Origin of the sequence: Oceanobacillus senegalensis, from assembly GCF_900176885.1 — a bacterium.
GTDB lineage: Bacteria > Bacillota > Bacilli > Bacillales > Amphibacillaceae > Oceanobacillus > Oceanobacillus senegalensis.
This window is the reverse complement of sequence record NZ_LT839648.1, coordinates 3,789,748-3,807,892: the sequence shown is the minus strand read 5'-3', so window position 1 is coordinate 3,807,892 and position 18,145 is coordinate 3,789,748. Positions and strand designations below refer to the sequence as shown.

The 18,145-nt window shown below is 38.3% G+C and carries 21 protein-coding genes; 7 read left to right on the top strand and 14 right to left on the bottom strand.

Annotated elements, in window-relative coordinates; genetic code table 11:
* Positions 1 to 377: hypothetical protein (locus CAO17_RS21475; protein WP_218775576.1), on the top strand; the 377-nt coding region annotated here is incomplete at its 5' end.
* 5 nt (positions 378 to 382) lie between these two features.
* Here CAO17_RS21475 and pta read toward each other — a convergent pair.
* Positions 383 to 1,360, bottom strand: coding sequence for a phosphate acetyltransferase (pta, locus tag CAO17_RS18340; protein ID WP_179151985.1), 978 nt, complete (start codon positions 1,358 to 1,360; stop codon positions 383 to 385).
* A gap of 267 nt (positions 1,361 to 1,627) precedes the next feature.
* On the opposite strand from pta, the gene hemQ reads away from it, so the two are divergent.
* The 3 genes from hemQ to CAO17_RS18325 all read left to right on the top strand — a co-directional run bounded on the left by hemQ (position 1,628) and on the right by CAO17_RS18325 (position 3,739).
* Positions 1,628 to 2,380, top strand: a complete 753-nt coding sequence (gene hemQ, locus CAO17_RS18335) for a hydrogen peroxide-dependent heme synthase (RefSeq protein ID WP_085994001.1) — start codon at positions 1,628 to 1,630, stop codon at positions 2,378 to 2,380.
* Positions 2,381 to 2,838: 458 nt separating this feature from the next.
* Positions 2,839 to 3,330 carry a spore coat protein GerQ gene (gene gerQ, locus CAO17_RS18330; protein ID WP_085994000.1) on the top strand — a complete coding sequence of 164 codons (492 nt, stop codon included), beginning with the start codon at positions 2,839 to 2,841 and terminating at the stop codon, positions 3,328 to 3,330.
* Positions 3,331 to 3,487: 157 nt separating this feature from the next.
* Positions 3,488 to 3,739 carry a hypothetical protein gene (locus tag CAO17_RS18325; protein ID WP_085993999.1) on the top strand — a complete coding sequence of 84 codons (252 nt, stop codon included), beginning with the start codon at positions 3,488 to 3,490 and terminating at the stop codon, positions 3,737 to 3,739.
* A 12-nt stretch (positions 3,740 to 3,751) separates the two neighbouring features.
* On the opposite strand, the gene CAO17_RS18320 is transcribed toward CAO17_RS18325, so the two are convergent.
* From CAO17_RS18320 to CAO17_RS18305, 5 genes are all read right to left on the bottom strand, one after another.
* Complete coding sequence (locus tag CAO17_RS18320) at positions 3,752 to 4,120, bottom strand: DUF423 domain-containing protein (RefSeq protein WP_085993998.1); 369 nt, start codon at positions 4,118 to 4,120, stop codon at positions 3,752 to 3,754.
* 53 nt (positions 4,121 to 4,173) lie between these two features.
* Positions 4,174 to 4,485 carry a YwdI family protein gene (locus CAO17_RS18315; protein WP_085993997.1) on the bottom strand — a complete coding sequence of 104 codons (312 nt, stop codon included), beginning with the start codon at positions 4,483 to 4,485 and terminating at the stop codon, positions 4,174 to 4,176.
* A gap of 154 nt (positions 4,486 to 4,639) precedes the next feature.
* Positions 4,640 to 4,801, bottom strand: a complete 162-nt coding sequence (locus tag CAO17_RS21165) for a hypothetical protein (RefSeq protein ID WP_179151984.1) — start codon at positions 4,799 to 4,801, stop codon at positions 4,640 to 4,642.
* Positions 4,802 to 4,985: 184 nt separating this feature from the next.
* On the bottom strand, positions 4,986 to 5,300 hold the full coding sequence (locus CAO17_RS18310) for a phasin family protein (protein ID WP_085993996.1): 315 nt from the start codon (positions 5,298 to 5,300) through the stop codon (positions 4,986 to 4,988).
* 11 nt (positions 5,301 to 5,311) lie between these two features.
* Positions 5,312 to 6,958, bottom strand: a complete 1,647-nt coding sequence (locus tag CAO17_RS18305; protein WP_085993995.1) for an ABC1 kinase family protein — start codon at positions 6,956 to 6,958, stop codon at positions 5,312 to 5,314.
* Positions 6,959 to 7,212: 254 nt separating this feature from the next.
* On the opposite strand from CAO17_RS18305, the gene CAO17_RS18300 reads away from it, so the two are divergent.
* Complete coding sequence (locus tag CAO17_RS18300) at positions 7,213 to 8,556, top strand: YjiH family protein (protein WP_085993994.1); 1,344 nt, start codon at positions 7,213 to 7,215, stop codon at positions 8,554 to 8,556.
* Between the two features lie 179 nt (positions 8,557 to 8,735).
* Here the strand turns inward: CAO17_RS18300 and CAO17_RS18295 are convergent, their stop codons facing one another.
* The 3 genes from CAO17_RS18295 to CAO17_RS18285 form a co-directional block, all read right to left on the bottom strand.
* Positions 8,736 to 9,746, bottom strand: coding sequence for an acyltransferase family protein (locus tag CAO17_RS18295; protein WP_085993993.1), 1,011 nt, complete (start codon positions 9,744 to 9,746; stop codon positions 8,736 to 8,738).
* A 231-nt stretch (positions 9,747 to 9,977) separates the two neighbouring features.
* Positions 9,978 to 10,568: a YdeI/OmpD-associated family protein gene (locus CAO17_RS18290; protein ID WP_085993992.1), complete on the bottom strand. Its 591-nt coding sequence runs from the start codon at positions 10,566 to 10,568 to the stop codon at positions 9,978 to 9,980.
* 90 nt (positions 10,569 to 10,658) lie between these two features.
* The gene (locus CAO17_RS18285) at positions 10,659 to 11,015 is read right to left on the bottom strand and encodes a DUF2200 domain-containing protein (protein ID WP_085993991.1); all 357 of its coding nucleotides are present in this window, start codon (positions 11,013 to 11,015) and stop codon (positions 10,659 to 10,661) included.
* Between the two features lie 191 nt (positions 11,016 to 11,206).
* Here CAO17_RS18285 and CAO17_RS21975 point away from each other — a divergent pair, with 191 nt between their 5' ends.
* On the top strand, positions 11,207 to 11,341 hold the full coding sequence (locus CAO17_RS21975; protein WP_281252948.1) for a hypothetical protein: 135 nt from the start codon (positions 11,207 to 11,209) through the stop codon (positions 11,339 to 11,341).
* Between the two features lie 260 nt (positions 11,342 to 11,601).
* Here CAO17_RS21975 and ku read toward each other — a convergent pair whose 3' ends face one another.
* Entirely contained in the window at positions 11,602 to 12,444 is an 843-nt protein-coding gene (gene ku, locus CAO17_RS18280; protein ID WP_085993990.1) for a non-homologous end joining protein Ku, read from the bottom strand.
* Positions 12,445 to 12,851: 407 nt separating this feature from the next.
* On the opposite strand from ku, the gene CAO17_RS18275 reads away from it, so the two are divergent.
* On the top strand, positions 12,852 to 14,651 hold the full coding sequence (locus CAO17_RS18275) for a DNA ligase D (RefSeq protein ID WP_085993989.1): 1,800 nt from the start codon (positions 12,852 to 12,854) through the stop codon (positions 14,649 to 14,651).
* 87 nt (positions 14,652 to 14,738) lie between these two features.
* Here CAO17_RS18275 and CAO17_RS18270 read toward each other — a convergent pair whose 3' ends face one another.
* The 4 genes from CAO17_RS18270 to CAO17_RS18255 all read right to left on the bottom strand — a co-directional run bounded on the left by CAO17_RS18270 (position 14,739) and on the right by CAO17_RS18255 (position 18,126).
* Positions 14,739 to 15,845, bottom strand: a complete 1,107-nt coding sequence (locus CAO17_RS18270) for a D-TA family PLP-dependent enzyme (protein ID WP_085993988.1) — start codon at positions 15,843 to 15,845, stop codon at positions 14,739 to 14,741.
* 52 nt (positions 15,846 to 15,897) lie between these two features.
* Positions 15,898 to 16,989: a threonine synthase gene (locus CAO17_RS18265; RefSeq protein ID WP_245831870.1), complete on the bottom strand. Its 1,092-nt coding sequence runs from the start codon at positions 16,987 to 16,989 to the stop codon at positions 15,898 to 15,900.
* A gap of 14 nt (positions 16,990 to 17,003) precedes the next feature.
* A complete protein-coding gene (locus tag CAO17_RS18260) occupies positions 17,004 to 17,396 on the bottom strand; it encodes a RidA family protein (protein ID WP_085993986.1) in 393 nt (130 codons plus the stop codon).
* Between the two features lie 82 nt (positions 17,397 to 17,478).
* Complete coding sequence (locus CAO17_RS18255) at positions 17,479 to 18,126, bottom strand: helix-turn-helix transcriptional regulator (protein ID WP_085993985.1); 648 nt, start codon at positions 18,124 to 18,126, stop codon at positions 17,479 to 17,481.
* Between the last annotated feature and the right edge of the window lie 19 nt (positions 18,127 to 18,145).

The following is an 18,145-nucleotide window of genomic DNA, read 5'->3' as shown; positions in this document are numbered from 1 at the left end:
CGTTCCTTACAGTTTATCGGCGTTCCCTCCAGTTTATCGGCGTTCCCTCCAGTTTATCGGCGTTCCCTCCAGTTTATCGGCGTTCCCTCCAGTTTATCGGCGTTCCTTACAGTTTATCGGCGTTCCCTACAGTTTATCGGCGTTCCCTACAGTTTATCGGCGTTCCTTCCGATTTATCAGCGTTCCTTCCAGTTTATCGGCGTTCCCTACAGTTTATCGGCACTCCTACCCCTTTATCAGCTTTCCTCCCTATTTATCAGCACTCCTACCCATTTATCGGCGTTCCTTCAAATTTATCAGCTCCTCCCTATAACCTAAAAAAGCTTGCAGCATTATGTAAAATGTCGCTGCAAGCTTTTTTATTACCGGGTACATAACAATCTTATTCTTCTACTGCCTGTACTGCAGTAATTAATGCTAAATTATAAACATCCTCTGAGTCACATCCGCGTGATAGGTCATTCACTGGTTTGTTTAAGCCTTGTAGGATTGGGCCTACTGCTTCAAAGTTACCTAGACGCTGTGCAATTTTGTATCCAATGTTCCCAGCTTCTAGGCTTGGGAAGATAAATACATTTGCATCCCCTTTGATAACAGAATCTGGCGCTTTTTTCTGTGCAACACTTGGAACAATCGCTGCATCAAATTGGAATTCCCCATCGATCACAAGTGAAGAATCTTTTTCTTTTGCTAGTTTCAGCGCTTCTTCTACTTTTTCCGTTTCGGCTGATTTGGCAGAACCTTTGGTAGAAAAGCTTAGCATCGCAATTCTTGGGTCTACATCAAATAATTTCGCTGTGACCGCACTTTCCGCTGCAATTTCTGCTAAGTCCTGGCTGTCTGGTGAAATGTTGATGGCACAATCCGCAAACACATACTTTTCATCATCTCGAACCATAATGAACACACCGGAAGTCTTTTTCACCCGTTCATTTGTCTTAATAATTTGCAAAGCTGGGCGTACCGTATCTGCAGTAGAATGCGCTGCCCCACTTACAAGACCATCTGCTTTATCCAGATATACAAGCATGGTTCCAAAGTAGTTTCCGTCAAGTAGAATGTCACGTGCCTTTTCTTCCGTTGCTTTCCCTTTCCGACGTTCCACAAAGGATTGAACCATTTCTTCAAATTCGGCATAATCATTTGGATCTAAGATTTCACATTTAGCAATATCCGCGCCTACTTCATTTGCCTTTTGCTCAACGTCTCCTTTATTTCCAATTAATATCGGTGAAACAACCCCATCTGCACTTAACTTACTAGCCGCAGTTAAAATCCGTTCATCTAAACCTTCAGGAAAAACAATTCGTTTATTTTTTCCAGAGATTTTATCTCTAAGCTGGTCAAATAAATTACTCAAGTTAAAAACCTCCATTTTTCTATTAACATACCCATAATATAGCAATTAAATCATCATTTAAAGAATTTACCTTCCACTTTATACAAATTTTGACAAAGAATTGACAATCCATTAAAATCACTGGTATTGATACCCCATTCACATGAATAGGGTACCCAATTATGCTATAGTTAACATATCATTACCAAAGTGAAATCACCCGGACAGCGACCAAAGAGTTCGCTAAATCGGGACATGATACTTAAAAATGTTAAAGGAGCGAGATGAATGTCAGCAGAAGCAGTTGTAACAATGGATGGCTGGTGTGCCCTTCATGATACACGTATTTTCGATTGGGCATCTTGGAAAATGGCAGCAGAAGAGCAGCGTAAGGAAGCGGTAGAAGAATTCAAGGCGATTATCGAAAAATGGGAATCCGTGGAAGAAGCTGAAAAAGGTAGTCAGGCAATGTATAAAGTTGTCGGAAATAAAGCAGATCTAATGTTCATTTTCTTCCGCCCGACAATGGAGGAATTAGAAGAAATTCAACGTGAATTAAATAAATCTAAAATTGGTGATTACCTCATTCCTGGTTATTCCTATGTTTCTATCGTTGAAATGACATTACATAACCCAATGGATGAAGGAAGAGATCGTGAGTTAGATCCACGAACGAAAGCACGTTTAAACCCTATCATCCCTAAGTGGGAACATGCTTGTTTCTACCCAATGGCTCGTCGCCGCTGGAAGGATGCGAACTGGTTTGCTATTTCTAAAGAGGAAAGAACGAAACTTCTTTATGAGCATGGCATGACCGGCCGTAAATACGCTGGTAAAGTAAAAGAAATTATTACAGGTTCCATTGGTCTTGATGAGTACGAATGGGGCGTGTCATTATTTGCACATGACCCATTACAGTTCAAAAAAATTGTTTATGAAATGCGATTCGATGATGTAACTGCAGTCTATGGCGAATTTGGCGACTTCATGATTGGAAATTACATGCCAAAAGAAGATGTAGCAACCTATTTTGCATTATAATCATCGTGACAACATTCTGTATTAGAAAATAACGGCACTCCATTAAAAGAGGAGTGCCATTATTTTTCATAGCCAATGATGGATAGGCGCGATTCCATCTAGATATATAGCATACCAGTTCCCTTCCTCCCTTATTAAGATAACTAGCCTAAATCCCTCACAACGAATTTCTAGATTTCTGTCATCATTTTCTAGGTATTTACATACATATAATTATTGAGTCTAGCATCTTAGATTTGGGCAGAAATGAGGAAACGTTCCTAACGATAAAACGAAATCATAAATACCTAAAAGGAACGTCCCTTATACAATTGGAAAAGCACCGTACGTTGCTATGCAGATCGACTGCCCAGCAGTCTAAAAATAAAATACTGTATGGAGAAGCTTTCCCGTTCATCGACAACATCCGGCAAACATCGGGAGGTACCAGGCACCAATTTAAGGAGGAGGAATATTTTATGTCCGAGAAAAATGAAAATCAAGCGTATGGAAATGGCTATCCAGGTTATCCGTACTACTTTTACCCAGCTTATGGAATGAGGCAATTCCCGACACAACAACAATTTCAAGGATTTCCTACTCAACAACAAATACCGTTCCAGCCTCAGCAAACACAGCAACCTACTCAACAACAGGCTGTTTCAGACGTTCCAGGCATGTTACCACTCCAACAATCCTACATTGAAAATATCCTACGTTTAAATAAAGGAAAGCACGTTACAGTTTATATGACCTTTGAGAATAACTCACAATGGAACGCTAAAACATTTACCGGAATCATTGAAGCTGCTGGTCGCGATCATATCATTTTAAGTGATCCAAATACTGGTAAACGTTATCTATTACTTATGGTATATCTTGACTATGTAACCTTTGACGAGGAAATTAACTATCAATATCCATTTGCAACAGGTTCACAACAACAACTATCTACTTACCCTCCAAGATAACTCATATAGAAAAGGATGACACGATAATCCTGTGTCATCCTTTTCTATCAAACTTGTTATCTATTTAACCAACCAATAGCCTTTAGAAGGCATAAATAATCGGACGAGTTCGTGACTTCATTTTTATCCTAATGATTGCTATGTAAGGAGCGATTTTATGAGACATCCGCACGAAAGATTTGCACTAATCGAGATTGTCACACTTGGAATTGTCGTTCTATTTGGCGTCTTTGCGTTAATAAAAGGATACGTTTTTCTCCTCCTATTCACATTCTTACTCTTGTCTGTAAGCTTATGTTGTGATGCACTCATCCATCTACAAACAGGAAATACACCACATGCTGGAAAACAGTTCGCTCGTGCACTTATCCTTGTTATATTTACCATTTATCTATTTTTTAAATTATAAAGGAAACGCTGCTTATAAGTTTCTAAATACACTAACACATAGTAATACCCATCCAGCTAAAAAGGCGACACCACCAATTGGTGTAATCATACCAAAAGTCTTAATACCAGTTACGGAATAGGCATATAAACTGCCTGAAAAGATAATGATACCAATGAAGAACATCCACCCTGCCCATGTTAATGCACTGCTCTCGAATTTAGCCAGGATTAATCCGGTAACAAGAAGAGCCACGGTATGAAACATTTGATATTGGACCGCAGTTTCCCAAGTACCTAGCTGTTTTTCTGTTAATTTCCCCTCTAATCCATGGGCACCAAATGCTCCTAATGCAACAGCAATAAAACCATTGATTGCCGCTATGATGATAAATACTTTCATTTCTCCTACTCCCTTCTCTATACAGGAATTTCAAAAAATCCGTTCAACCAGTTCTAAAAGTCAAAAATAGAAGCGCCATTTGCCTCATCATGATCAAATGCTGCCTTCTTTTGTTGTTTCGTCTGTTTTATTTCTTGAATTTTTTCCTGTTCACCAATCATCGCAATTAACTCCTGATTTGTAAATCCATCTTTATTGGATTTTTCCGAAACAACTTCCTTATTATCGTTGTCTAAAAACAAATCACAAAGCAATTTCACATTCGCGATGTGCTTTATCATTTTTTCCTGACTGTGCTGCTTTTCCTTCGCTTCATATAGTTCATGAAGCATTTTCTTAATGATTGTTTCATTTGCCACCGCCATCATGATTGCTCCTTTATTCAAATATTTACTAAGTCACATTATAGCACGAATGATGGATAGCATAAATTTTTGTCCATGATTAAAAAGCGCTTAAATACAAATAGCCCTTGAGACGCCCCCCCCAAGGTAAAAAAGCGTAAATAAAAATAGACAGTTAGAGATGATTATGATTTTGAACATTTTTCATTATTTTCTCTTGATTTTCATGTAAATAGCAAGCATACATCCATTTTAAAAATTTAAATTCCTCTTTACTTAACTTTCTCCCGAGCTGTTCATTTACCTCTTCGCACATCTGCCAAAAGCCAATTAACACACTATAAGCCCCCAATTAAATTCGACTCGAATCATCAGTTTTTTCTATTCATTTTACTACATCCTTCCTAAAAATCAACACCAATTACAAAATTGGCCGAATTTATTGACAATTGTTTGTACTGACAACAAACTTATTACAATAGAAAAGGAGTACACATGCATTAGCATGGTACCCCTAACCATTACTCTTCTGTTAAATTGGTGGTTGACATTTTATCTTCTAGTTCAATAATACGTCGTCTCAATTCTTCCACTTCTTCTTTGGTGGCTAGACCGTAATCTTCCGCCATTTTCTTCATTTGTCCTTTTTGTTTATCGGACCATTCTTGATTCTTAGTCTCACCTTTTGTAATAAAATCGTCCATCATATTTTTTGCTTGTTCTCGTGTAATTTCATTTCTTTCCACAAGATCCTTTAGCTTTTGCTCAAGCTTTTCCTTACCACTTACAGCTGCCCCAATTCCCAATAGAAAACCTTTTTTCAAATAATCACTCACAAAAACACCTCCTAATTTCGTCTTTGACGTATCATCCGGTAATGCAAAATGAGCAGGATAGTAATGATAATAATAAAAATACCAATGACTACTAATCCTATTATTCCTAATCCTCCGCTTCCAATTCTTAGACCATATAAGAAAAAAACAATCCCTATAATTATTAAGATAAAGGAAAAGACCTCTAAAAGTAAATAAAATTGATGCCTCAGATTAATATAATGCTTCTTCTTATCCCACTTTCTATCTTTTTCCCCACTCTCTAAAAAGTTAAGCAAAGCCCTGGGATAGGATAATAATGGTTCTGCGGCATTTTTCGCATATTGCTTTGTTACGGATTCAACAATACTTCTTCTTCCAAACCATTCCGTGATTTTCGGTTTTGCCCATTTAATAATATCTAAATGAGGATTAATCGTGAAAATGACTCCCACCACAATGGATACGGCACGAATCAGGTAAGCATAATCGGCTGGTAACTGAATGGCCTGGTCTCTAAATATCATATTAACCTCTTCACTGACCTGCTCCATAGCATCCGTGTCTAGATTTCTCAACGAACCATTCGAATACATATCAACCGTTTCTTCAATCATCTTTTTCAACTTCCGCTTATCCGCATTTGGTAATAGAAAGTTCATCTTATCTAACGCATCAACAACCATATTGTAATTTTCGATAATAAACCCTTGTACCAAAACTTTAAATTGCTCGATATCCTTAGGTTTAATCTCCCCTATCATCCCGAAATCAATGATAGCAATTTGCCCATTTCGCTGAATCAGGATATTGCCAGCATGCGGATCTGCATGGAACATTCCTGGATTTAAAAATTGATCGGCATAGAAATCAAAGAGAATCTTCGTTGTTTGTTCTATATCAATCCCATGTCTTTTTAAAAATTCTATATCCGTTATTTTCGCTCCCTCCACCCATTCCATGACAAGCACTTTATTTGTACTCAACGCTTCATGGTAGGTAGGAATATAAATATCCGGATAATCGCGATAACGCTCCTTGAAATAGTTTCCAAATTCTAGTTCCTTTTCAAAATATAGCTCCCTATCCATGACGGTAATGAGTTCTTTATATAGGGCACTTAAATCAGCCTTTTTTCCAAAACCTGTGAATGCCTTTAAAATCCAAAACACCACTCGTAGTGCAATAAAGTCCTTATGAAAGACCTCTTCAATTCGATATCTTCGGACCTTGATAGCAACATTCGTTCCATCCTTCAACATGGCTCGATAGACTTCTCCTATCGATGCAGAGGCAATGGATTCTTTTCTAATCGCCTTTAAATAATTATCTAAGCTCGTCCCCCATTCTTCCTCCAACACTTCCTTGGCATAATCGTATGGCATGGGAGGAACATGGTCGACGAGCTCCGTTAATTCCTTAATAAATACATCTGGTAAAAAATCGGTTCTCGTACTTAAAAACTGACCAACTTTGATTAAAACTCCACCAAGCCTTTCCGCCCTCAAGCGATATTCCTTGGCCATTTTCACAAGTAGATTCTGCCACTTTGCCTTTGTTCTCTCATCCCATATCGAATGCCGCATTTGGAAAATATAAATTTTGAAAATAAACTTTAGAACCATCCAAACAATAACGAAAACTCGATAGAACAAATTATATTTCAGTCGTTTCCTCAATGAATACACCTCATCATAGTGCATAGCTGCGGATAAACTTTAGAAAAAACTTCATACTATTAATGTTTCCTTATCCTCTTACTTCTACTATAATTGATTATTCTTACTTTTTACAACGCGAAGAATGGAAAGTGTTGAATATTATTACACACTAATGTATAATTATACGATGTGTTTATTTAGGGAGTTCGTGATTTGTCACGATATTTTCAAGGACATTATTTTTCTCAAACTAGAAAGGATTTATAAGAGTTATGAAAAATTTCACATGGAGCGATCAATTAAAATTTATTATTCCATCATTAATTGGTATCTTTTTATTTGTTATTCCTATTCAAACCAATGATGGGTTGACTATACCGATTGCCCTTTTTGCTGGTAAGGTTCAGGCGTTGCTTGCCGATCAGCTTTCAGCAATTATGATGGTTATTATAGTGATTACTGCGCTATTTACCGTCATAGCTAAACTAGGAGGGCCAGAAACATTTCGTAAGACCCCTTTTTTCCATGGTCTATTCCAGACGAATTGGTTTTGGACGTTCACAAGGGTGCTTGCAGCGATTTTTGCGGTAATGGTATTTTTCCGCATGGGACCTGAAGCTATTCATGGCGCAAACACAGGTCAACTGCTTCTTGATGACCTCTTGCATGTCTTATTTTCTATTTTCCTATTTGCAGGTCTTTTCTTACCACTGCTCATGAACTTTGGCTTGCTAGAGTTTACCGGAGCACTTATGACAAAGGTGATGCGTCCCTTATTCAAATTACCGGGTCGCTCGTCTGTCGATGCCTTAGCTTCTTGGATTGGTGACGGAACGATTGGGGTTCTTTTAACGAGTAAGCAATATGAGGATGGATTTTATACAAAACGGGAAGCAACGGTCATTGGAACCACCTTCTCGATTGTGTCCATTACATTTTCACTCATTGTACTTGCTGAAGTAGGGCTTCCACACATGTTTCTACCGTTTTATATCACGATTCTTATTGCTGGATTCGTTGCTGCACTCATTATGCCGCGGATCCCACCATTATCCAAGAAGCCTGACACCTACTGGAACGATGAAAAGAAGGAAGATAATGAATTCATTCCTGAAGGGGAAAGCGTTCTATCCTATAGTTATAAAAATGCTTTAACACGTGCAAGAAAAGAATCCAGTGTGTATCGCTTTTTCAAAGAAGGGGCACAAAATATTCTAGATATGTGGATGGGGGTCGCCCCTGTCGTGATGGCATTTGGCCTAGTTGCCTTGATTATTGCGGAATACACACCTTTCTTCCAATGGATTGGTACACCTTTTATTCCGCTCCTAGAATGGATGCAAGTACCATATGCAAAAGAAGCATCAGAAACGATCTTAATAGGATTTGCCGATATGTTTCTGCCTGCCATCATTGGATCCGGAATCGAAGCAGAAATCACACGATTCATCATTGCAGCTCTATCCGTTACACAGCTTATTTATATGTCGGAAGTCGGGGGATTACTACTCGGCTCCAAAATACCTGTTACATTTTTTGAATTAGTCATCATCTTTCTTTTACGTACCATTATCACATTGCCAATTATTACCTTGATTGCACATATTATTTTTTAAGCAAAACCCCACCTAACATGTTTGCCATTAGGCGATATGTTAGGTGGGGTTTCTTTATCCTCCGCTATTTACCATAAAGCCTCATCACTACTCCAAAAACGATGGAAAAATTCCTTATCATAACGAAATAAAAGCACAGAAGATGGAAATTCATCTTCTGTGCTAATTTCTTTATATCCTTAATTCAAATGTCTTTCCTTTCGTTGTTGTAATCCTTTCTTAAGAATCGATAATTTCCCTTCAATAAATGGTTGGGAGATTCCTAATATAGGTTTACTTGAAAGTAAAATGACAATGGCTGCTGAAAGGGCCGCCAATCCGAGTAAATCGATAATAGAATTTACAGCGAATAATTCGTAATGACGGAAAAGCTGGATGAAAAACCCGTGCAATAGATAGACATAAAGGGTTCTTGTTCCTAAACTTGTCAACCAACCCATATTTTGCTTAGGTACCCAAGCTAAAACACTAACCGTCATGGCTGCTGCTGTTATATAGACTAACAATCTTGCAATTCCACCGTACTCTGCCATCCCTAAATCAATATACGATTTGGATGCAAGTAACCATCCCGTATTAATTTCAGGCGCTATATAGAGGGAAACTGCCAATAGTAGCATAACAACAATGGATGCCGCTTTTACCCAAGGTCGCTTCACCTTCATTACTTGCTTTTCTGTTAACCAATATCCCGCTAAAAAGAATGGGAAAAATACGAAGGTACGCGACAAACTAAAGGTATGTCCAATGTCTCCAATATAACCAACAAAAATGCCTATCAAAATCGATATCGTCAAACCATAAGTTGCAGGTATTTTTTTAAATATAATTAATAAAATATGCCAACTGAACAAGCTAAATAAGAACCAGAGTGACCAATGCGGATAAAATATTCCCGCCTGCCAGCTTTCATTTCCAATAAGAAAATAATAGCCGGTATAGATACCCTGAAAGATTAGGTAAGGTATAAGCAGTTTTTTCGCAAGCTTAAGAATATAATCTTTGTCACCTGCTCCCTTTGCAAAAAAGCCGGAAAGCATAATAAATGCTGGCATATGAAAGGTATAAATCCATAAGTATAGTGTATTAACACCGTTCGAGTCAGATGTGAACGGCTGAATCATATGACCAAATACGACTAAAAAAATGAAAAGCAATTTAGCATTATCAAAAAAAGGATTCCTCTTCATTTCCCTCACCTCTTCGTACAATTTACATTTCTTGTACTATACACTTTACTCCTATTTTCTTAAAAATACACTACAAATGTTTTATCTTCATTAATTTGTTAACTAGCTGTAAAAGAAGCGAAAAAAAGAGATAAAACTGTAATTAATATTGGAAAAAATAACCAGTAAAACGACTAGTACATAAACCATTCGCTTTTTCTTTACGCTACTAAAGGTTACTTAGCATCCCGATTAATCCTTTAAACCCCTTCCATCCAAAATATGCTGCATATATTTTTCAATCCTTGATACACGAGTTTTTGATTGTTTGGCTTTAGAAAAATAAATAAGGTATCCTCTTTGGCGTCCTGGCGTCAATGCTTCAAAAGCCGCTTTCAAGGCAGGGATTTCATCAAACTTATGTTGAAGTTCTTCTGGAATATTATATTCTTTCGTTTCTTTAAAATTCACTTGCAAACCAGCTTTTTCAACTTCGATGGCTTCTAAGATATAGGCCCTCAAGCTGTCTTCCATCTCATCGATTTCTTGAACATTGCTGAATCGAATCTGGCGTTGCGCCTGAGAATTCTCCCCAGGTTGAATGAGAATACCTTTGGGATCCTTTAATAAGACCCCCTTGAAAAACATTAGAGCACCATAGTTTTTAAACCCTTGTATAATCGCTATATTACTGTTCTGAAACGTGTAACAAGGCAGATTCCACTTCCATTCTTCTGTAAGTCCACAATCAAGTAAAATCCGTCTTAGTTTCTCAAATTCCTTCTGCCACTCTCCTGCTTTCCTTATAAATTCGTCAACCTTTGGAATCATTCTACCGTCCATACCTCCTTCTATTTTTATCTTTTCAACGCTAAGCTAACATATTTGGGATTTCAAGCTACTCTAGAAGTATACTTGCTTTCTGTGGTTGGCTTAATCAGGAGTACGCAAAATCTTCTCCATCGCCTTTCCTTTTGCTAGCTCATCGATTAGCTTATCCAAATAGCGAATGTCTTGCATCGTTGGTTCTTCTATTGTCTCCACCCGGACACCGCAAATCACACCTTTGATCAACGTCCTTGATGGATTCAGTTGGGGAGCTTCCGCAAAGAAGGTTTCAAAGTCTATTTGTTTTTCCAATTGGGCTTCCAACTCTTCCTGGCTATACCCTGTCAACCAACGGATGATTTCATCGACTTCTGTTTTCGTACGTCCTTTTCTCTCCGCTTTTTTAATATAATGAGGATAGACACTAGCAAAACTCATTGTATAAATTCGATGTTTGGTCATGATACGTTCTCCCTTATAGTTTTTTCTTTGCTTACGTTTTTTTAAAATTTCTACTATTATATTAACATAGATACTATCTATCCTAGGGATTTTAGAGGTTTTAGAATACAAATTGGTTTGTGTTTATACCTTGAAATAAGGTCATAAAAAACGAGACTGGGAAAAAGTATTTTCCCATCAGAAATCTGAACATGATTGGCGCGAAAACCGCTCCGGAAATATACTTCGCTTTCCGTGGGCGGCTGATGAGCCACCTTCAGGCCAACACGATGTTGGTCATGAAGGCGTTGCCACAGGACGTGGCGGTCTTAGCCTTTGCTCATTAATCGCACTACGGCGTCTCACCTAGGCCTATCATCCCACAGGAGTCTACGTATATTTCCTCCGCTAAGTGGGTGCATTGTTCGTCTTTTGGTTAAACACTTTCGTTATGTCCCAGCCTCGCAATTGAACTACTCATTATGTTGGGGCTACTCCCTGCACAAAATGGAAATGGGAGTCTTCTCTCCTAAAAACGATAAAATTTCTCTATAACTAAGCGTGATTCTCCACTTATACGTTCAGTCCTTTACCTTCTCATACCAACTTAAGATGTTGCACGTTTCTTTTTGATGTTTTTTGTTTTTTTCTTTGGCTGTCTTGGTTTTGGTTTGTCGTTTTTCGCTCGGTCTAGGGAGGCCTGAAGTGCATCCATTAGATTGGTGACATTATCCGGTACAGGCTTGTCTTTCGCTGTAGCCGTTTCTTCATTGTTTTTCTTCTCTTCAATTAAATCGAGCAGTGCTGTTCGGTATTCATCCTTATATTTTTCAGGATCGAACTCTGCTGTTAGTTGTTCAATAAGCATTTTCGCTGTGTCCAATTCCTTTTTAGCGATTTCGGTTTCCTCAGGAACATTAGGCACATCTTCTACTTTTCGGACTTCATCTGGGAAATGAATCGTTTCGACAACGAGGACATTTTCGTAAACACGGATTACGGCGAGTTGTTCCTTCGAGCGAATCATCATTTTGGCTATTCCGATTTTACCTGTATCTTTGAGAGCCCCTCGCAATAAACTATAAGCCTTTCCGCCACCTTCATTTGGGGATAAGTAATAGCTTTTTTCAAAATAGATCGGATCGATGTCCTCTAATTGCACAAAATCAACAATTTCAACCGCTCGATCCTCCTGTTCCTTTTTCAGCGCCTTTAAATCTTCTTCATCCAAAATCACAAATTTATTTTTTGCATATTCATACCCTTTTACAATTTCTTCTGCTTCGATCTCTCGCTCACATACAGGACAAACCTTTTCATATTTCACGGGTGATTTACATTCTTTATGCAATTTTCTTAGCCTAACATCCTTCGATTCGGTAGCCGCATGCATTTTTACAGGGATATTGACAAGACCAAAGCTAATGGTTCCCTTCCACATCGTATGCATGAGAATCCCTCCTTTTAATCTGCACTTTTCTTTTATTTTGCCATCAACCCTGTATTTTATCCTTGCTACTATTTCTGTTTAAAATTCACTCCGATAAGGCATTTTAAAGGTAGGGTTCTTTTTCTTATATTTTTTAATTACATGGGACTAAAAAATTTGACCCTAAATACCGCTACGGAAATATACTACGCAGATATTGTGCTATCTAACACTGTGTCGTTTATTTGCATTAGTAAATGGCGGAATTGCAGTCAATTTTTGAAAAGGAAAAGATTCTTTTTTGCGTACAGTTACGAACCTTCCTTGTTCTACGAGGAAAGCAAACCTTAGCAGAAAATGTGTTTCTTCTGAGAAGGCTGAGGCAGTTTCGATAGCTAGAAGTCGTAACGGAACGGAGGGATGACAAAATGGATATCATGAAGCCGATTGCAAGTGCGGATATACCCGTTGGGGATGAGTGGGTTTATGAGGTGAAATATGATGGATTTCGCTGTATGTTGACATGGGATAAGGATGGTACCATTACGTTAACAAGTAAAAATAACAAAGATTTAACCAAAAATTTCCCGGAAATTATTGCGCATTGCAAAGGGATTCAAAATGAAATGACGAAAATTCTACCCGTCCGACTAGATGGGGAGTTGGTTGTTTTGAATACGGAATTCCAAGCTAATTTCTCATGGATTCAGAAACGTGGCCGATTCAAAAATATCGATTCCATCAAAAAGGCTTCTACCAAAAGACCTGCTACCTTTCTTGCCTTTGATATCACACAGTCAAATGGGATATTACTTATGGAAGAAAGTTGGAAGAGAAGGAAGCAAGCCTTACACGATTTTTTTAAAGTACTTCCCAGCAATCCCTATGTAAAAATGGTCGATTCGTATGAGGACGAGAAAGAACTCTGGCAAATGCTTACAGAACATAAAGGAGAAGGAATAATTGCTAAACGGAAAACGAGTAAATACATAGCTGGTAAGGGGCACAGAGACTGGTTTAAGATCAAAAATTGGCGGACGATTGAAGGGTTTCTCACCCATTACGACCAGCAAAATGGCTATTATTCGTTTCATGTCTTTCAGGATAAGGAGATTCTTGAGATTGGAAAATGCAAGCATGGGTTAGATGATGAATCTGCTGAAACACTAAAACAGCTGTTTATCCAGAACGGGGAAAAGGAAACCAACGGCTATCACCTTCCACCAGCAATCTGCGCATCCGTTCATACCCTTGACTTAAATAAAGGAGAGTTGCGCGAGCCCGAGTTTGTTCGTTTATTACCACAGGCTTCTGCCGAAGAATGTACCGTGGAAAAATTAAAGTTGGATTTGGCAATGATACCACAAACAATCGATATTTCTAACACCGAAAAATTTTACTGGCCCGATAAAAGTCTCACGAAAGGAGATTTACTGAGCTATATGAGAGAAATCGCACCATACATGCTCCCATTTTTAAGAGAGCGTGCCCTGACATTAATCCGCTGTCCGGATGGAGTGGAAGGAGAATTTTTTTACCAAAAACATTTACCCGATTATGCTCCAGCATTTATAGACAGTAAAAACGTTGGCAATGAAAAAATAATCATCTGCAACAACTTACATTCACTAGTATGGTTTGCAAATCACGGTGGCATGGAATATCATGTCCCTTTTCAGAAGATAGATAATGACCAGCCTATGGAAATTGTCTTTGATTTGGATCCACCATCTCGGGAGAAGTTTTCATTGGCCATTCAGGCTGCAAACTTAATTAAAGCTATTTTAGATGATTTAAAGCTTATTTCATTCGTTAAAACCTCTGGGAATAAAGGAATACAAATTCATATCCCGATTCCTGAAGCTAGCTTAACCTATGATGAAACAGCTATCTTCACGCAAGCCATTGCTTATACAGTGGAAAATACCTATCCAGATTTATTTACAACCGAACGAATGAAGAAAAAGCGAAATGGCCGGCTATATATTGACTATGTGCAACATGGGAAGGATAAAACAATCATTGCTCCCTTTTCTCCTCGAAAAACAAAGGAAGGTACCGTCGCCATGCCGCTTCTATGGAAAGAGGTGAATGACCAGCTAAGACCAGAGCAATTCACCATTGAAAATGCCTTATCTCGCATTCAGGAAATAGGTAACCCATTCCATAACTATTTTGAAGCACAAGAAAATCAGCAACTTGATCGCGTGATAGCACTGATTAAATAGGAACAGTTCTTTTGGCACCATCAATAAAAACGGTTCTCTTGCTCCATTTTATGTATGGATCAAAAGAACCGTCCCTCCTATTGAATCCTATTGCATCTTCCCTCTAGCTAAGATTGGGATGGCTTCTATTACTTCATCTCCGGAAATAAGATAGGCATAATCATATAGATTACTTACTGGACATATATGGTTTGGGATAATTTGCACCTTTTCACCAATAGCCACTTGATTTCTAAATGCTTCATTATATATAATGGCGTGTTCATCAAAGAGTTGGTCAATATGAACACCATCGGAATTTTTGATATAGCCTATTCCTTTTGTGGCACAAATCCCTTCACTTCTCGACTGCATCGTAAGTCCTTTTGCACCGACATCCGTAATAACACGCTCATTCGTTGGTTTGCTAATCACGGTGGTTAGGACACTAGCAGCACATCTAGAATAAGAACCAAGTGCATTACCTTGGGATACATCCATAAGGATATAGGTTCCAACGCGAAGTTCAGTAACTCCCTCCATCACCCCAAAGTCATGTAGCAATGGCGGTGTAGAGCCGATGCTCACTGTTTCAAGCTTAGAGCCCCGTTCTTCTGCAAGTTGCGCAAAATGTAGTGTACGTTTTTGTGCTTCATTGTAAAGGTGGCGGCACTCTTCCAGATCCTTTGCTTTATATGTATGACCATCATGGGAGAAAACACCTTTTAATGTCACATGATCACAGTTTTTAATATAATCTACCAAATGAATAAAATCCCTTTCTTCGATAACACCGGAACGATTTTCGCCCACCTCAATTTCAATAAGGACGTTCGCCGGTTTTTGACTATTACGAAATACATTTTCAATTATTTCGCATTGTTCGATACTATCGACACCAAAGGAAATATCAATGGTTTCCGCAAGCTTTTTGATACGATTTAGTTTGACTTCCCCTACTATCTCATTCGCTATGAAAATATCATCGAATCCATTTTCCGCCATTACTTCTGCTTCGCCAACTTTTGCTACCGTAATCCCCTTTGCCCCTGCGTCTACTTGTAATTTGGCTAGTGCAGGCATCTTATGTGTTTTCGTATGTGGACGAAGATGAACATGATATTTATCAGCATAGGATTGCATATTACGAATATTATCCATCATAATTTCTCTATCAATTAATAAGCTTGGTGTATCTAGGTCTTTCCATTTCATGATGAGCCCTCCTTATCCATTTAAATAAATATATACTTGATTCCCCGAAAAACTAATCACTCTTAATACCAGCTCCACATAACGGTAATACGACTTGCTGTTCTTTTAGTTCTGGGTATTTCTCTACGTATTGTACATAACCGGCGTAATTAACAGCAGATGTAATCTCAACATACATCCCTTTTAAGGCTAGTTCTTTTCTCGCCTCGATAATCCTATCTTCTGTTACGCCGATAACATCACCGTCTGATGCACGTATAGCTTGTAAGATTTCTGTCCCTCTTGCCGGTGCCGCAATGGCAATGCCTTCTGCCACTGTCCCATCGTTTTCCATAGGCTCCACTGTATTTCTACCTTGAACGAATGCTTGAACGATTGGTGCACATGCCTCTGCCTGTACAGCAAGAATTTTGGGCATTTCCGCAATTTGACCACTTGCCATTAACTCCTTAAAAGCAAGATACGCTCCCATTAACAATGTTCCATTTCCGACCGGGATGATGAAGGCATCAGGCATTTTCCCATCCATTTGTTCGAAAACTTCATAAACATATGTCTTTGTACCTTCCCAAAAAACAGGATTATAAATATGGCTTGCATAAAATGCATTTGTTTTTTCCACCATAGCGATTGCTGCTTTTGCTGTATCTTCTCTCGTCCCGGGAATCTTATGAATAACCGCGCCGTGTGCTTCAATCTGTTTTATCTTTTTACTTGAGGTAGAAGCAGGAACGAAAATATCACATTGGATTCCAGCTCTTGCTCCATAAGCCGCAATCGCTGTACCAGCGTTTCCGCTACTATCAGCAACCACCCGATCCATACCAAGTTTTTTTGCCATAGCAATAAGAAGTACAGCACCTCGGTCTTTAAACGATAGTGTGGGCATATAATATTCGGCTTTTGCATACACATTCTCCGCTATTTTGATGAGTGGGGTATCGCCCTCACCTAAAGTAATTTCCTGCCAGATATCATCCTTAACAAATGGTAGTGCATCGATATATTTCCAGATGGAATGATCTCGTAACAGGGAGGTTTTTGACAAATCAGGTACGTCTTTTTCATATTCAAGACCAAGTAGCCCTCCACATTCACACTTCCACTTATTACTTTCTAATGGATATCTAGACTTACAAGACATACAGGTAAAATTCATTATTCATCTTCCTTTTCATCCAGATAAGCAATCGCCTCAAGCTCGATGGAATATCCATAATGTAATTGATTCGTAGGAACCACAGCACGCGCTGGTTTATGGTCTCCAAAATACTGTTTGTATAACGAATTCACCGTATCCCAAAGGGAAATATCTGAGATAAAAATCGTAACCTTCATGATATCCTCTCTTTTTGCACCTGCAGCTCCTAAAATATGATCTACATTGGAAAGTACTTGATTTGTTTCTGCCGTAATACCACCACTAGCTCCCTCACCTGTAAAAGGGTCGACTGGAAGCTGCCCCGAAATAAAAAGGAAATTACCCTTTTGTGTCGCGGCAGAATAGTGACCCGGATTGGGTTTTGCGCCATTTATCGTAATGAATTTCATACCAATACCCCCTAATATAGAATTTAATCTACAATTCATATAAAAAATTATATAGTCAAGGTAAAAAAAGAGATACCACCCTTTATTTTTTTCCTTTGACTTCATCCATATAACTATATACCGTCACCTTTGAAATATTCATTTTTTCAGCTACTCTATCAATCGTACCTCGTATTAAGAAAATCCCCTTTTGTTGCATAAACCGAATCATCTCAACCTTTTCATCTCGCCTTAGTTTTTCTACAGGTTTTTCCCCAATAATTTGATCAATTAAATCATTGGCAATCTCCTGTATATGCTCCATGTTATTCCATTTATCCTTTTTATTAACGGATTCTGGATGATAATTTGGGTTATCTGGAATCAAGCTACTTAACCAGTTCATATGTTCCGTAATTCTCGTTGTATCGACATTTATACAGAGTGCCCCTGTTACCTTTTTCTTCTGATCTCTAATTAACAATGTAGAGGATTTTATTAATCTACCATCCTCCGTCTGAAAATAATAGTTTACAGAGAAATCATTTGTAAAATTTTGTGATAACAATACTTCCGTAATTAAATGATTAAAGCTTTGGCCTACTTTCCTTCCAGTTACATGGTTATGAACCGTATATACAACGGAATTTTGTGGAACGGTTAAATCGTGCAAAACTACCTCACAATCAGGACCAAATGTTTTAGCAATCACCTCCGCTACCGGAATATACTGTTCAAGTATCATGTCCATTGAAAAACCCTTCCTCGAG